The 14,269-nt window shown below is 67.4% G+C and carries 13 protein-coding genes, 1 other RNA gene and 1 pseudogene; 7 read left to right on the top strand and 8 right to left on the bottom strand.

Going from position 1 to position 14,269, the window contains the following annotated elements:
• A partial coding sequence (locus tag MZTS_RS04905) for a DNA polymerase III subunit gamma/tau (protein WP_192282245.1) occupies nt 1-1,338 on the bottom strand: 1,338 nt, incomplete at its 3' end.
• A gap of 53 nt (nt 1,339-1,391) precedes the next feature.
• Nucleotides 1,392-1,488: signal recognition particle sRNA small type (ffs, locus tag MZTS_RS04900), an RNA gene on the bottom strand.
• 103 nt (nt 1,489-1,591) lie between these two features.
• On the opposite strand from ffs, the gene MZTS_RS04895 reads away from it, so the two are divergent.
• Nucleotides 1,592-2,062, top strand: coding sequence for a DUF5991 domain-containing protein (locus tag MZTS_RS04895; protein ID WP_009866009.1), 471 nt, complete (start codon nt 1,592-1,594; stop codon nt 2,060-2,062).
• Between the two features lie 33 nt (nt 2,063-2,095).
• Here MZTS_RS04895 and MZTS_RS04890 read toward each other — a convergent pair whose 3' ends face one another.
• Nucleotides 2,096-2,356: a PepSY domain-containing protein gene (locus MZTS_RS04890; protein ID WP_009866008.1), complete on the bottom strand. Its 261-nt coding sequence runs from the start codon at nt 2,354-2,356 to the stop codon at nt 2,096-2,098.
• Nucleotides 2,357-2,603: 247 nt separating this feature from the next.
• On the opposite strand from MZTS_RS04890, the pseudogene MZTS_RS04885 reads away from it, so the two are divergent.
• Nucleotides 2,604-3,449 (top strand): annotated as a pseudogene (locus tag MZTS_RS04885) (YifB family Mg chelatase-like AAA ATPase); the annotation flags it as partial.
• A 225-nt stretch (nt 3,450-3,674) separates the two neighbouring features.
• On the top strand, nt 3,675-5,498 hold the full coding sequence (locus MZTS_RS04880) for a hypothetical protein (RefSeq protein ID WP_192282244.1): 1,824 nt from the start codon (nt 3,675-3,677) through the stop codon (nt 5,496-5,498).
• Between the two features lie 42 nt (nt 5,499-5,540).
• Here MZTS_RS04880 and MZTS_RS04875 read toward each other — a convergent pair whose 3' ends face one another.
• The 5 genes from MZTS_RS04875 to MZTS_RS04855 form a co-directional block, all read right to left on the bottom strand.
• Nucleotides 5,541-6,290, bottom strand: a complete 750-nt coding sequence (locus MZTS_RS04875; RefSeq protein WP_192282243.1) for a hypothetical protein — start codon at nt 6,288-6,290, stop codon at nt 5,541-5,543.
• A gap of 86 nt (nt 6,291-6,376) precedes the next feature.
• Complete coding sequence (locus MZTS_RS04870; RefSeq protein ID WP_192282242.1) at nt 6,377-6,874, bottom strand: helix-turn-helix domain-containing protein; 498 nt, start codon at nt 6,872-6,874, stop codon at nt 6,377-6,379.
• A gap of 389 nt (nt 6,875-7,263) precedes the next feature.
• On the bottom strand, nt 7,264-7,914 hold the full coding sequence (locus MZTS_RS04865; protein WP_192282241.1) for a hypothetical protein: 651 nt from the start codon (nt 7,912-7,914) through the stop codon (nt 7,264-7,266).
• A gap of 5 nt (nt 7,915-7,919) precedes the next feature.
• Entirely contained in the window at nt 7,920-8,735 is an 816-nt protein-coding gene (locus MZTS_RS04860; RefSeq protein WP_192282240.1) for a hypothetical protein, read from the bottom strand.
• Nucleotides 8,736-9,095: 360 nt separating this feature from the next.
• Nucleotides 9,096-9,986, bottom strand: coding sequence for a 3'-5' exonuclease (locus MZTS_RS04855; protein ID WP_192282238.1), 891 nt, complete (start codon nt 9,984-9,986; stop codon nt 9,096-9,098).
• A gap of 340 nt (nt 9,987-10,326) precedes the next feature.
• Between MZTS_RS04855 and MZTS_RS25100 the strand changes: the two genes are divergently transcribed.
• The 4 genes from MZTS_RS25100 to MZTS_RS04835 all read left to right on the top strand — a co-directional run bounded on the left by MZTS_RS25100 (nt 10,327) and on the right by MZTS_RS04835 (nt 13,871).
• A complete protein-coding gene (locus MZTS_RS25100) occupies nt 10,327-10,782 on the top strand; it encodes a LexA family protein (protein WP_343068701.1) in 456 nt (151 codons plus the stop codon).
• Complete coding sequence (locus tag MZTS_RS04845) at nt 10,779-12,068, top strand: Y-family DNA polymerase (RefSeq protein ID WP_192282233.1); 1,290 nt, start codon at nt 10,779-10,781, stop codon at nt 12,066-12,068. Before MZTS_RS25100 ends, MZTS_RS04845 begins: the two co-directional genes overlap by 4 nt.
• A gap of 68 nt (nt 12,069-12,136) precedes the next feature.
• A complete protein-coding gene (locus tag MZTS_RS04840) occupies nt 12,137-13,393 on the top strand; it encodes a DUF2235 domain-containing protein (protein ID WP_192282231.1) in 1,257 nt (418 codons plus the stop codon).
• Nucleotides 13,394-13,406: 13 nt separating this feature from the next.
• Complete coding sequence (locus MZTS_RS04835; RefSeq protein WP_157914151.1) at nt 13,407-13,871, top strand: plasmid fertility inhibition factor family protein; 465 nt, start codon at nt 13,407-13,409, stop codon at nt 13,869-13,871.
• The last annotated feature ends 398 nt before the right edge of the window (nt 13,872-14,269 follow it).

The raw sequence follows: 14,269 nt of genomic DNA, 5'->3' as shown, positions 1-14,269 counted from the left end.
GGGTGGGGGGGCCATCTGCAGCGCCGCCGAGCCGTGGGACAGCATCGCGCCAGGGCCGCCGTCACGCCCGAGGCTGGGGCGGGAGGCCGGAGGAGCCCCGCCCTCGGAGCCGGCGATATCAGCCCGCAACTGGCGCAGGGCCTCGTCCGGTGTCGGCAGGTCGGCGGCATAGGCGAGCCGCACGATGGCCATCTCCGCCGCCGCGAGCGGCCGCGGGGCGGCCTGCACCTCCGGCAGGGCCTTGAGCAGGATCTGCCAAGCCCGCGACAGGGCCCGCACCGGCAGGCGCCCGGCGAATTGGGCCCCGCGCACGCGCTCCGCCTCGCTCAAGGTCGGATCGGCCTCCGCCCCCTGCACGAGCTTGAGCCGGGTGACGAGGTGGGTGAAGCCGGCGAGATCGGAGAGCACCACCGCCGGATCGGCGCCGGCATCGTACTGCGCGCGCAGTTCGGCGAAGGCGGCGGGCACGTCGCCGCGCATCACCGCCTCGAACAGATCGACGATGCGGGAGCGGTCGGCGAGGCCGAGCATGTCGCGCACGCCGGCGGCGGTGACGGCACCCGCCCCGTGGGAGATGGCCTGATCGAGCAGCGAGAGCGCGTCGCGCACCGAGCCTTCCGCCGCGCGGGTGATGGCGGCGAGGGCCTCGTCCTCGGCCTCCACGGCCTCGGCCGCGCAGATCTTCTTCAGATGCGCGGAGAGCACGTCGGCCTCGACCCGGCGCAGGTCGAAGCGCTGGCAGCGCGACAGGATCGTCACCGGCACCTTGCGGATCTCGGTGGTCGCGAACACGAATTTGGCGTGGGGCGGCGGCTCCTCCAGCGTCTTCAGGAAGGCGTTGAACGCCTTCTCCGAGAGCATGTGGACCTCGTCGACGATGTAGACCTTGTAGCGGGCCGAGACCGGCGAATAGCGGATGCCGTCGATGATGCCGCGCACGTCGTCGATGCCGGTATGTGAGGCGGCATCCATCTCCAGCACGTCCATGTGCCGGGATTCCATGATCGCCTGACAATGCAGGCCGAGTTCCGGCATGGACACGGTCGGGCCGGTCTCCGGCTGGCCGCTGCGCACGTAATTGAGGCCGCGGGCCAGGATGCGGGCGGTGGTGGTCTTGCCGACCCCGCGCACGCCGGTCAGCATCCAGGCCTGGGGAATGCGGTTGGCCGCGAAGGCGTTGGCGAGGGTGCGCACCATGGCGCCCTGGCCGATCAGATCATCGAAGGTCTGGGGACGGTACTTCCGGGCCAGCACCCGGTAGGGCGTCGCGGCCGGTTCCGGGGCGGGCATGCCGGGCAGGCCCGGCTCGTCGGGGAACGTGCCGTGCGTCTCGTCCATGCCGCCGTTCGGACTTTTGGGAGAAGCTGGCCGCCCGGGCCGCGGGCGGCGAAGGTGGGAGGCTGGACAAAGACCCGCTCGGTCTCGTTAGGGCTGCTTCCTTCCGGACCTGACCCGGTTGGCGAGTGAAACGTCCCTCGCCAACCTCCCGCGCCGTATATGACGGCAGCCGCGCCGGGATGCAAGCGGGTGCGCGCCGGTTGCGAAGGACGATCCGCGCCGCCATGCTCCGCACGGGATCGAGGGAGGGAGCATGCCGACGACCCTGACCCGGATGTCCGCTGCCGGGCTCGCCGTATTCGCGGGCCTGTCCCCGCCCGCCTTCGCCGAGGAGGGCGCTGCTGCGCGGGAATGGCAGGGGCGCTATCGCTACGAACACGCGGCCGGACGCACCGCCGGGGGCACCGGCATCGTCGTGACCTACGATCTCAGCCTCGGGCCACCGGGCACCCGCGGCGGCTGCGTCCTGTCGATGGCGGGCTTCCAGACCGACGAGCGCCTTCTCTGTCAGGCGCAAAGGGAGGGGGACGGCCTCACGGTCACGTTTCACCGCTACCCGGATGGCCGGACGGTCAACACATACGGCGTGGCGGTCTACCGGCCGGGCCAGCCCCTGTTCAGCCTCAGCCGGAGCGAGGCTGGGCTCGTCACCCGCTGGCAAGGCCTTCGACCCGATGGCCAAGCTGTGCCCGAGACCGGGTCGTTCTTCGTGAAAGCGAAGTAGCCCCGGGGAGGCGCGCTCCCCGGAGCCGGCACCTCACTCGGCCTTGCGCTTCACGATCTCCAGGGTCTTCGGATCGAGCTTGAGATCGAACTGCTTGCCGTTGGCGTCGATGGCGTCATCGACCTCGATCATGCCGTCGTCGAGCTCGATCTCCTTCCACTTGGTGAAGCCTTCCTTCTTCAGGACGTCCTCGACCTTGGCCTGCTGATCGGGCGGCAGCTTCTCGTCGGCGAGCGCGGGGCCGCCGAGCAGGGCGAGGCCGAGGGCAGCGGCAGCGAGAGGGCGAAACGACATGATACGCTCCGTTTGAGGAAGAGACGCCGGGCGAACGGGCGATCGTCCCGGGGGTTCCGTTCTTTTTACCCGATGGCTCGGCTCGCCGTGACCGGGGCAGCGGGCATCCGTCCGCCGGTCTGACATGCGCGGTCACACTATCAACTTAAGGTCGCGGTCTGGCCCTATAAATCCGCTCTGCGCCGGCTTTCTCCCGAGAGGAAGGGGCTCTACTCTGCAACCTCCGGGTCGGAGCTTGCATCTCAACATGGTCACGCGCGTCGCCACCGTCGCCTTCGAGGGGATCGAGGCGCGCGCCGTCGATGTGCAGGTACAGATCGCGCCCGGCGCCGTGGCCTTCACCATCGTCGGCCTGCCCGACAAGGCGGTGGCGGAATCCCGCGAGCGGGTGCGCTCGGCGCTGATCGCCTCGGGGCTGGCGCTGCCGGCCAAGCGGATCACCGTCAACCTCGCCCCGGCCGACCTGCCCAAGGAGGGCTCGCATTACGATCTGCCGATCGCGCTCGCGGTGATGGGGGCCATCGGCGCGCTGCCGGCGGATGCGTTGGGCGGCTACTGCGTCCTCGGCGAATTGGCCCTCGACGGGTCGATCACGGCGGTGGCCGGCGTGCTGCCGGCGGCGATGGCCGCCAACGGGCGCGGCCTCGGCCTGATCTGTCCCGCCGCGACCGGCCCGGAGGCGGCCTGGGCGGCGGGCGACATGGACGTGCTCGCCCCGCGCTCGCTGATCCAGCTCGCCAACCACTTCAAGGGCAGCCAGGTGATGGCCCGGCCCCAGGCCGCCATCGCCGCCCCGGCCGGGCCGATGCCGGATCTGCGCGACATCAAGGGGCAGGAAGGGGCCAAGCGCGCCCTCGAGATCGCGGCGGCCGGCGGCCACAACCTCCTGATGAACGGCCCACCCGGTGCCGGCAAATCGATGCTCGCCGCCCGGCTCCCCTCGATCCTGCCGCCGCTGGGCCCGCGCGAACTCCTCGAAGTCTCGATGGTGCAGTCCGTGGCCGGGGAACTGAAGGGCGGCGCCCTCTCGAACCGCCGGCCGTTCCGCCAGCCGCACCATTCCGCCTCCATGGCGGCGCTGGTCGGCGGCGGCTGTCACTTCCAGCAAACGCTGCGACTGATCTAAAAACTCTGCGACTGGCCAAGCTAGCCTCGGGCGCTTGTGCGCCATTCCGCCGCACCTTATCCACAAAGGCCTTAGTGATCCCCGGTCCTCCGCTCACGTCGCCGCTAAGCGTCCGCAGCGCCCGTCAATTCCACGGGATTTTAAGCACCCTTCGTCAACCCTGCGGCACCAACTCGTGCCGTGGGTCTCCGTGTGGCGTCGCGCTCGTTCAAGATGTCGGGGCTTCCACAGGAGGGCACGTGGCTTATCCGCTGGATCGACGGCTTCGTCGATCATCCGGCGTCCTTGTCAAATCCGGAAATCGAAGTGGCACTTGAGCGCCTGGCGGACGATCGCTGGGACGGTGTGACGTTTGCGGAAGCCGTCGCGCGGAATGAACCCGCACGCAGCAGCGACAACCGTCCGATGGAGAGCGTGATCTGTCGGCTCCATGCAGGGGCGATCACGGGGCTGCATCTTGGCGCGGTCATTCACAAGGGCGACCATGTCGGTCGGCTCGACGCGCCGATCGTGCCTTTTGGCGTCGATCTCCCGGGCGATCTCCTCGCCCTGCCGCCGACTGATCAAAACCTCGGGCTGGTTCACGCGGGCACGAGGATCGGGGGGCTCATCGGCGGCGACAGCGAGCGCGCGTTGGTCCCACGCGACCTCTATCGGACGTTCCTGATTCCGCGCCTCGTCACGCCTGTGAAGGTCTCCGGTGGCGTGCTGATCCTGCCGTCGTCGGTGGTGATCCGGGCTTTCATTTCGCCCATCGGCGCGGTGGTCCGGGACCTTGTGCGCCGACCACCTCAGCCGCTGCCTCTCACGCCTCAGCCTCTTCTCTACTCGGTCCTGGGACCCGGGACGGGCGTGATGCAGGACGGGCGATGGCGGGTGGCGCTCGATGCGAAGATCCACGAGCGTCATGCGCCGTTGCTCGCCAACCTCCACCGGACCTTTAGCGAGCATGGGTTCCTGGCAGCGGAGCGCGTGTTCGACGGCGCGCGCAGCGAGCCGCCGCGGCTCGCGGGCCCGCTGCCGTTCACCGACTGCATCTTGCACATGCGGGTGCACGTCTACGAGATCGCGCCGGGTCATTGGCTGGCGCTGGATGTCGAGAGTGCGCGGTGGCCGTACGACGAGCCACGCGAGATCGACGTCGTGCGCTGGGTGCGCGAGGGCGAGCGCCCTGGCGACGTGCTGTATCGGCCGGGCGGTCGGCCTGGACTGGCGGACGATGGCCAGATCGACGTTCTCTCGCAGGAGGATGCGCATGAGGGCGCGGATTTGGCGATGTGGGCGACAGGTGGCCCGGCATGGGAGGCGCTTCCCGTTCGCCATGAGACCCGAGAGCCTTATCACCGCGACGAGGAGCGCTGGGTCGGGGTGAAGAGCGGGAACCCGAGCGAGGTCGGCTCGCTGGGTGGTACGGGGCCTCACGGTGACGTCGAGGCGGTCACGTTCGATCAAGGTCCCAAAAAGCCTTCGCAGATCGAGCCGATCGCGCGGTTCGAGGAGATCCTCGCGCTTTTCGACGAGCTTTGCGCGCCAGATCCACGAGAGCGGAGAGGGACGATCACGTCCGCGATCCCCTGTGTTCAGGGATTAGAGGTAGACCGGATCATGGCTGGCAATTGCCCGGTATGGCGATTTCGGAATAGCCCCAACAAGCCCGACAAGCCCAATCCCTGGGTCGTGTGGAACCCTGGGGCGATGCCGGAGCGAAGCCGCACGGCCCTCGTCTGTCGGATCCCGGTGCCAGGGCATGGCGATGCAACGTGGTTCGAGATCGAGGGCCGCACGGCGAACGATCTCTACCGGGCGCTGATCGTGGGGCGTCTTTTGTGCGATGCGGAGATCATCGCGATCCTGGACGCTGTGAGCGAACAGAACAACGTGCTTCACGTCGATTACGGTGCGATCCTTCCCCATTGCCCGCCGCCCGCCCTGTGGAAGCATGGGCGGGTCAAGGAGACGGGGCGGCTGAGTGCGAAGAGCGCCTGGGCAAAGCTCGTGGCGGCGTTCGGCGGCTGATCCGAGGGGATCGGTATCCCTGTTCCGCGGGTGTAACCCGGATCAGACGCTGGTCTTGTCAGCATCGCCCGCCGTGAGTTCGGCGATCTTATCGAGCACGGCCTGCCGGATTTCGGCGGCGTCGTTCATTCCAGGAACGGCTTGGATCTCGGCCGGGGTCGCTCGTGCGAGCGCGGCATAGTTCGTGAGACCAGCCCGCTTCCTGACCGGGGCGGTTGCGGCATCACCGCCGAGCTTGCAGGTGGCGAGGCGTTCGAGCGCATCGCTGTCGGCCTCAGGCACGAGACAGGTCCGGTCGCGTTCCTCGGGGCTGATGGTTGAGCGCTTGAGCAAAACCTTGAGCGCGTTGGTGAGCGCTTCGGCCGCTCGGATCTTGGCAACGCGGGCGGCAGAGGCTTGCGAGCGCGCTTGGGCGGCGCGGTCGCGCTCGATTGCCTTGAGGACGCCGTCTCGCATGTTGCCCACGAGTTCCGACTGTGCGCCGGGCAGGGCGAGGATTTCGGCGGGCGTCGCGCGGGCGAGGGCGGCCATGGTCAGGAGGCCGGCATCCTTCATGGCCTGGCGGAAGGCGGGTTCGCCAGTGAGCCGATGGCGTACCAAGGCCCCGAGATCCGCCGCGGTGGCTTCAGGGACGAGGCAGGTTCGCTCGCGCTCCTCGGCGCTGATGATCGAGCGCGCGAGCAGAACCTCGAGCGCATCGGCAAGGATCTGGTCCGGCGTGCGGCGGGCCTTGCGCTCGGCCGGTTGCGATCGCGAAGGGCCCCAGGTCGAGAGCCATGGTGTGTCGGTCATGGATGTCCTCGTGGCGCTGACACGCGGCAGATCAGCCTGGACGCTCGCTCGAGGTGCGCGATTCAGGCAAACTGCTTGTCCAGCCTTCAGATGGACGCTTGAGCCCCCTGGGTCATCTTTCCTTTGTCCGAGGCGGCCAATGTGCAGTCCACGGCACCGAACCGGATCGGGCAGAGGCCGAGTGTCTCGGCGAGTTTGACTAGGATCGCCATCGGCATGCTGCGGCGACCGTCCTCGACGATGACGATGTCGTCGAGGGAGACCCCGGAGCGCGCTGCGATATCCTCGCGGCTGAGCCCGGCGGCGGCGCGGGCCTTCGGTAGGATTTCCTTGGCTTGGCACCCTCGGCGAACGATGCCGACGCTCAGGCGGTCCGGGATCTGGCGCAGGATCTCCCAGCCGAAGGCCTCGTAGGCTTGCTGGGCGCTGATTTTCAGCCCTCCCGCGTCCGGGCTGTCATGGGCGATCGCGGTGTGGCAGCGAACGAAGCGATGCGAAGATTGGCGTGCCCTCTCGGCCGGCGTTTCACCCGGTCCCGGCCCGAACACGTCGTCGAGTTCGAACGGGTCTGCATTTTCAATCATGGAATGACGGCCTCAGAGATCCTTGATCTCGGCAGAAGCCTTCGCGCGAAGCCAGGATCCCCTGAGCTCGGATCGACCCTGAACGACGACGCGCTCGCTGGCGCGAATGACGTAGGGAGAGCTTGAGAATTCGGACAGGTACTGAGCGTCGGTCGTTTTTGTTCTCTCAGACATCGTGTTTCGATCCGTTTTGGTTGCTGGAGGCGCAGGGGGATCGCGCAAGCCTGATGTCGCATGAAACCCGGTCGGCCGAGGGGCCGTTCCAGACCGCGTCCGGTTAAAGCGCGCCCCTGGCTTCTCGGCGCGATCATCCGAGCGCCTGAGCGGAATGAGTTTCTCGGCCAACCCGAAGCACGTGTACGTTGTGTTGGAAGGGACGCAGGTGGCGTTCAGTCCTCGGCTGGCTTCAAGTTGGTTCGGGCGAATGTTTTGCGGATCCGGTCCTGCTCCCGCCAGGCCGGGAGATAGGCAACGGCCTCGGCAATCTGTTCGGCACTCCAGAAACGGCAGTTCGTCGTCTTCTCGAACGTCGTTTTTTTGATGAACAGGTGCGGGAGTCGCCCGTCGGAATCCCATCGGTTTAGCTCGGACGACGTGCACTGGAGTTGTCTGCGCACGTCGTCCGACCTAAGCGCAGTTTTGCGCATGGCAATGGCTGCCGTGCGCTCAGGGCCTGTGGCGATGCGGTCGCGCTCTTCTGAGGTCAATCCGGCGAGGGCGGTGATCCGCGCAAGCCCGGACAGAAGCGCGAGCGAATTCTGGAGTTTGCGAAGGCGCGCCTGTTTGCGTGCGTTCTCGGCCTGCTGCCGCGCCTCGGCCGCATCGGCCTTGTCCCGCGCGGTCCGGAGGACCTTGGCCGCGTGGACGTCACCGATCTTTCGGCCGTGCTCGGCGAGCGGGATCGGCAATTGGTTGAGGAAGGCCTCGCTGCCGGCGCGCTCGGGTTCCTGGACTACGACTTTGCCGAGGTAGAGTTTGGCTTTGGCGGGATCTATGGTCCACAGACGCATCACGCGCTTAAATATGGGATCATCGGTCATGTGGCTCAAATCCGTCCGGTGAGACGCGCGTAGGCGTCCCGGATTGGCGTGTGGATGCGCTGCCCATCGCGTGAGAGGATCCACTGGCCCTCGCCACGGCCGCAGAGGCGCACGGTGCCGTGCTGGTCGATCACCCGGAAGATCCCGGGCGCGAGCCCGCTCTGGTCGTCGTGCAGGACGGCCACGCTGATATGACCGCGGATCTCGCCGCTGCCATCGAACAGGCGATGGCCGGGCGAGGGTGGCGACAGGGCGTCGATACCGATCCGCGAGAGCGGGAACAGGCCGGCGCGATCTTGCGCGTCGTAGGTGATCGTTATCTCGTCCTGGTCTGCGTCGTCATCCGGCTCGCTGACGACGAGGGTGATGTCGACGCGATCGCCGCGGCTGGTCACGTCCTGGATCGGCAGGATGTCGCCGGGCGAGACTTGCGCATCGCCCTCGCCGTCGGAGCTTTCGACGAAGCCGTGAAGCTGCACCACGACACGGTCGCCGGGCATCAGTGTGCGCACGTCGTCCGCGCGCAACCAGTCCTGGGTTCCCCGAGCGAGGATCGCGGCGACCCAATCCCGGTAGCCGAGGTCGGTGGCTTCGCTGTGCACGGCCGCGCGCCAGTCCTCGCGCAGCAGGCTGGGGTGCTCGAACGCGCGTGCGTCGATCTCGGTTGGCTTTGCGCCCGCGATGAGCGCGGCGATCGTGGCGGCGCGCGTCTCGGCGTCCGTCCGATCAGCGAAGGCGTGGGCGAGACCGCCGGACTGCGCCGCAACCTCTGCGGCGAGACGGACGAGGTCCGCGTAGACGGTATCCTGGAGCGTGACCATGTCTGTCCTCGGATTGGTCGAACCCCACCGGGTTTTATAGGCCCGTTCTTCCCTGGGATTTGAAGCGGGGTCGGCAGATCCGCCGCTTCTTCTTGGGTATTTCTTCTCCGGCGCTACGGCCGGTCCTCAACCGATTGTCAGAACTGTCGGTTCTGTCGCTGTCTTCGGATTGGCCAATCGGGACAGACGGCAGGGGTACGACAACGGGCGTGAGGTCGTCTGACAGAAGGGACGGAAGCGCTGAACCCCGGTCGGCGTCGTACCCGCAGTCGGCAGACGCCTTCGTCATCCCCGCCTCCGGATGAGCCTGCAGGACGCTGCAGGCCAGCAGGCCCGCGAAGCTCTTCCGGACGTGTCGTGTCAGAATAGCCGATCCGAGAAGCGGATATAGGCGTCGACCGCGGTCACGAGCGGGGCGATCTCGGGGAAATCGAGGTCCTCCAGGAAGCAGAGCTCGGCCTCGACCTGGTCCACGTCGACTTCCCGATGCCAAGCCCGGTAGCGCCCGTCCTGCCCGGCATTCCATCGGTAGCCGTGCTCGCGCAGGCGATCCTTCACCTCGAATGGGGTTCCGATGGCCCAGATTTTCCGGGTCTCCCGGCGGGCGGCGTCGAGGAGCGTCGTCATCGTGATCGCGTGCGAGCGCGGCAGCGGCATCTCGAGGAGTTCGAGCAGGGCGTAACAATCGTCGAGCGCGCGATGGCCCTCGAACCAGAACGCCTGCTGGTAGGCGACGTAGAACAGCTTGGTGCCCTCGACGCCTTCCTCGCGCCAGGGCACCTGGCTCATCGAGCAGGCCCAGGCCTTGTCCACAAAGACGGTGTTCAGGCGCTCGCAGAAGCGACGGTCGAAGGCGGCGTTGTGGGCGATCACGAGGTCGGCCGAGCCGACGAAGTCGCGCACGGCGTCATCGTCGATGTGCTGCCCCGCAACCATCGCGTCGGTGATCCCGGTCAGCTGCGTGATGTGCCGGGGGATCGGCCTGGAGGGCTCGCGGAAGCTGTGGAACTCGGCGAGCGGGCCCAGGATGGTGCCGCTGGCCGTGTAGGCGAAGCGGAGCATGCCGAGTTCGATGATCTCGTTCTCGTGCGGATCGAGGCCGGTGGTCTCGGTGTCGACGATGACGCCGATCTTCACCTTGTCGGGCAGGGGCCACTCGTAGAGGGGACGACGATCGAGCTTGCGGAGAACCCGGTAGTGAGGTGAGCCTTGCAGAGCGATCGCGTGCAGCTCGGCTTCGAAACGGTCCATTTTGGGCCTCCGGAATCCGAAAAGCCCGCGTTCGCTCCTAGGAATTCGGAGCAGTCCGCTGGGCTTCTGGTCCGGACGTTAACTAAGAACAAAAGAGGAACAAGACCTCGCCGACATCGCGTTGCGATCGCGAATGGGTGCGACGGACGGGGACTTAGCGGGGGGTCTGGACTCGCAGGCGCGCCAAATTCGGTTTCGCGTCGTACCCGGCGACGTCCGAACGCCATCCCCGATATCCACAGGCTTCCCCAGGCTCGCGCGATCGTTGCCGTCGGCGCTTGCCTCAGCCGGAACCGACGGCGCATCTGTTCGCGTTCTGTTCCATAATTGGAGAGGCGCGGTGGGGATCGCTCGGATCGAAGAACTCGTGTCCGGCAGCGCCGACGCGGTGCGGATCCCGCTGATCGGGCAGAGCCTCTGTGCGGGCTTCCCGTCGCCGGCCGACGACTTCCTGGAGGGCGCGCTCGAACTGCCGCGCTGGCTCGCGCCGAACCCGCCCGCGACCTTCCTCTGGCGCATCGCCGGCAACAGCATGCACGGGGCAGGGATCTTCGACGGCGACCTCGCCTGCGTGGACCGCAGCTTGCAGCCCGCCGACGGTAGCGTCGTCGTGGCGGCGATCGACGGCGAGATGTCGATCAAGCGCTACCGCCTGGAGGGCAACCGCGCCTGGCTCGCCTTCGAGAACCCGGACCTGCCGGTGTTCGCGGTCGAGGAGCTTCAGGACGGTGTGATCTGGGGCGTCGTGCGGTTCACGATCCACTGGCACACTGCGAAGGCGGCGTTGAAGCGATGAGCCGGGCGATCGCGCTCATCGACGGCAACAGCTTCTACTGCTCCTGCGAGCGGGTGTTCGACCCGAAGCTCGCAGGCAAGCCCGTGATCGTGCTGTCGAACAACGACGGCTGCGCGATCGCCCGGACGGCCGAGGCCAAGGCGCTCGGCATCAAGATGGGCGCGCCGTACTTTCAGATCCGGGACATGTGCCGGGCGGAAGGCGTGCGCGTGTTCTCGTCGAACTACACGCTCTACGGCGACATGTCGGCCCGCACCAACGCGGTGTACCGCGACTTTGCGCGGGACGTGGAGATCTACTCCATCGACGAGAGTTTCTTGGACCTCTCCGACGTGCGCGAGCGGGACCGCTTTGCGCTCGCGCAGGATCTCAGGGCGACAGTGCGCGCCTGGACCGGCATCCCGACCTGCGTCGGCCTCGGGCCGACGAAGACGCTGGCGAAGCTCGCCAACCACATCGCCAAGACGGTGCCGGACCTCGGCGGTGTCTGCGACCTGACCGATCCGGTCCAGTACGACCACTGGCTCTGCCGGATCCACGTCGGCGAGCTCTGGGGTATCGGCCGGGCCTCGCTCGCCAAGCTCGAGGCGATGGGCGTCGACAGCGTCGCCGATCTGCGCGACCTCGATCCCCGACCGGTGCGCAAGGCGCTCACCGTCGTCGGCGAGCGCATGATCCACGAGCTGCGCGGGCTCTCCTGCCTGCCGCTCGAACTGGTGCCGGCGCGGCGCAAGGGCTGCGCGGTGACCCGCTCCTTCTCAGGCCGCGTGACGGACCGGGAGACGCTAGAGGAGGCAGTCGCCGCCCACGCCGCGCGCCTTGGCGAGAAGCTGCGGCGCGACGGGCTCGGCACCGATCAGGTGACGGTCTTCTACCACACGAGCGAGCATGACCGCGGCGAGCCCATGCGCTCGGTCTCGACCGTGGTCAGCCTGCCCGAGGCGACGAGCGACAGCCTCGCCCTGATCAAGGCGGCGACACACGGCGTCGCCAAGACCTGGCGCGAACCCGGCCAAGTGCCCTGGCGCTACTCCAAGGCCGGGGTGATCACCACCGATCTCGTGCCGCTGGCTGAGAGCCCGCGGGCGCTCATCGGCCGCCTCGACCGCGAGCGGTCCGGGCCGCTGATGGCCGCGCTCGACGCCTGCAACGCGCGCTGGGGTCGCGGTGCCGTCGTCCCGGCACGGGCTGGGCTCACGACGAAGCGGGACTGGAACACGAAGTTCGAGATGCGGACGCCCCGGTACACGACGCAGGTATCGGATTTGCCGGTCGCGTGCGCGTGAAAGGCCAAGCAACGCTTGGTCGAGACCCGCGTTAACCTTGTTGTGCAAGGGTGAATATCGAAAATTCGATGTCGAACGGGATTGAGCCGGCGCAGTCGCCGGAGCGGAAACGCATTGCCGTGTTCCTCGACGGGACGTGGAACACGCTTGACGACAACACCAATGTCTGGCGACTGAAGGCGTTGTGCGCGCAGCGCGGCACCGACGGTGTCCGTCAGGTCGTCTACTACAGCCGGGGCGTCGGGACGACGGTCGGCGAGAAGGTCCGGGGTGGCGTCCTCGGCGTTGGCATCGATCGCAATGTCGCCCGCGCGTACGAATGGCTGGTCGAGACCTACGAGCCGGGCGACGAAATCTTCATCTTCGGCTTTAGCCGAGGGGCCTACACGGCGCGCAGCCTCGCCGGGTTCATTGCCCTATGCGGCGTGTTGAAGCCCGGGGCCCCACTCGGGACCAGCCAGCTATTCGACCGGTACCGCCGGGGCGACGAGCGGCGCACGGTCCGGTGGCTGCAGGCGCGCGCGGGGGGCGGCAGGCTAACCGACGCCTCACCCGAGGAGCGTTGGATGGTGACTTACGCCATGCCGGTGCCGGTCAAGATGCTCGGCGTCTGGGACACGGTCGGTTCGCTCGGCGTGCCGACGACGATCCCCGGCCTCGCCAGGATCCCGGGCCTGAGCCGGTCGGGTTACGCCTTCCTGCACACGGGGCTGCGGCTGCCGATCGAGAACGGCTACCACGCGCTCGCCATCGACGAGCACCGGGCGGCGTTCGCGCCGACGCTGTGGACGAAGAAATTTCGCGAGGGCGTCCCGCTGACCGAAATGGCACCGCCCCGTCCGGTCGCAAACGTCGAGCAGCGCTGGTTCGTCGGCGCACACGCCAATGTGGGCGGCGGATACCGGGACGACCTCCTCAGCCAGCTCCCGCTCAGGTGGATCATGGAGAAGGCGGCCGGTCATGGATTGGCGTTCCGCGCCGACGTCGTCCTCGAACCGGGTGTGTTGGAGGTGCGCCCCCGGGACAGCTACGGCGAGTTCGCGAGGGGGCTGTACCGCTACGTCGCCCAGCCATTCTACCGCCCGATCGGCGCGCCGCCGGAGGTCTCGCAAGGCGAACGTGACGAGATCGTCAACGAGACGATCGATGCGTCGGTGTTCGAGCGCTGGCGCGCGGATCGGGGCTACCGGCCTCAGAATCTCGAAACCTGGGGGCAGCGCTACAAGGTGGAGCCCGGCGCGCTGACGGAGGCCGTCTTCGCCCACGATCCGCACAGCGTCGTACCCGTGCTCACGAAGGTTGAGAGTGATGTCCCGGCCGCCTAAGAATGCCGTCCATGTGAACTGGACGGTCTTCAGCTGGGACATCGGATATCGTCGCGCACCGGATGCGGACGTTCGCGTGTGGATCGATATCGATGCTTTTGATCGCTGTTGGTTTCTGTCGGACCAGTACATTGCGGTCCCCGGCGATGCTTCAGACGACAACTCGAACAGATTTGCCAAGGCGGGCAAACGATTTCTCGCCGGCGAGCCGATGTGGATGCCGGAAGTCTCCGTAGAGCGGCACGGAGCGCTCAGCTTCCGCGATGGCCGCCACCGCTATCTTTGGATGCGGGAGCATGGCGCGCTGTCGATGGAAGTCGCGGTGGCGAGGAGCCAAGCGCCGGCCGTGCGAAGACTCTGCGGCACGCGTCGCCGGACGTCGTGGTTCATCCCGCCGCGTTCACGGGTTCCGACGGCCTTGGTGCTTGGGGTGCTCGGCTTGGCGGCGGCTGGCCTTGTGGCCGTGGCTCGTTCCTGACCTATTGTCAGAATCGTCGGTTTTGTCAGCCGGGTACGACGGACGCTATGAGATTTGCCGGAGGCTGTCTTGGTCAGACGCGTCTGACAATAGGGACGAAAGCGACACAAGCTGTGGTGTTCGGGAGCTCCGTTCGGACTGTCGTACCCTTCGAGCATTCGACCTGAGAGGGTGAATCGCAGACTGGGTGTAAATTTGCGGACCTGCTGAGCTTGGCGTAGCTTAGCTTTGCGTTCGAGCGGATGGCCGAGCGGTAGTGACGCGATGCCCTATCGACTGCACGCTGGCCTCGGATGGAGGCCTCATCCGCCCAGGTGCGGTGCGTGACAGGTGTCTGTGTTGCGGGGAGGCCAGGAACGGAGATTAGCTACCTCTCGCCCTGAGCCTCCCTCGCCACG

It is taken from the genome of Methylorubrum zatmanii (assembly GCF_014845115.1).
In the GTDB taxonomy this organism is placed as follows: Bacteria; Pseudomonadota; Alphaproteobacteria; order Rhizobiales; family Beijerinckiaceae; genus Methylobacterium; species Methylobacterium zatmanii.
Note: the sequence above shows the minus strand (reverse complement) of the source record. Positions and strands in the feature narration are given on the sequence as shown.

Excerpts from the sequence above, each read along its gene's own strand:
- MZTS_RS04895 (WP_009866009.1), top strand. The coding sequence starts at position 1,592 with ATGCCGACGACCCTGACCCGGATGTCCGCTGCCGGGCTCGCCGTATTC.
- MZTS_RS04890 (WP_009866008.1), bottom strand. The coding sequence starts at position 2,356 with ATGTCGTTTCGCCCTCTCGCTGCCGCTGCCCTCGGCCTCGCCCTGCTC.
- MZTS_RS04875 (WP_192282243.1), bottom strand. The coding sequence starts at position 6,290 with ATGACCGACACACCATGGCTCTCGACCTGGGGCCCTTCGCGATCGCAA.
- MZTS_RS04870 (WP_192282242.1), bottom strand. The coding sequence starts at position 6,874 with ATGATTGAAAATGCAGACCCGTTCGAACTCGACGACGTGTTCGGGCCG.
- MZTS_RS04865 (WP_192282241.1), bottom strand. The coding sequence starts at position 7,914 with ATGACCGATGATCCCATATTTAAGCGCGTGATGCGTCTGTGGACCATA.
- MZTS_RS04860 (WP_192282240.1), bottom strand. The coding sequence starts at position 8,735 with ATGGTCACGCTCCAGGATACCGTCTACGCGGACCTCGTCCGTCTCGCC.
- MZTS_RS04855 (WP_192282238.1), bottom strand. The coding sequence starts at position 9,986 with ATGGACCGTTTCGAAGCCGAGCTGCACGCGATCGCTCTGCAAGGCTCA.
- MZTS_RS04845 (WP_192282233.1), top strand. The coding sequence starts at position 10,779 with ATGAGCCGGGCGATCGCGCTCATCGACGGCAACAGCTTCTACTGCTCC.
- MZTS_RS04840 (WP_192282231.1), top strand. The coding sequence starts at position 12,137 with ATGTCGAACGGGATTGAGCCGGCGCAGTCGCCGGAGCGGAAACGCATT.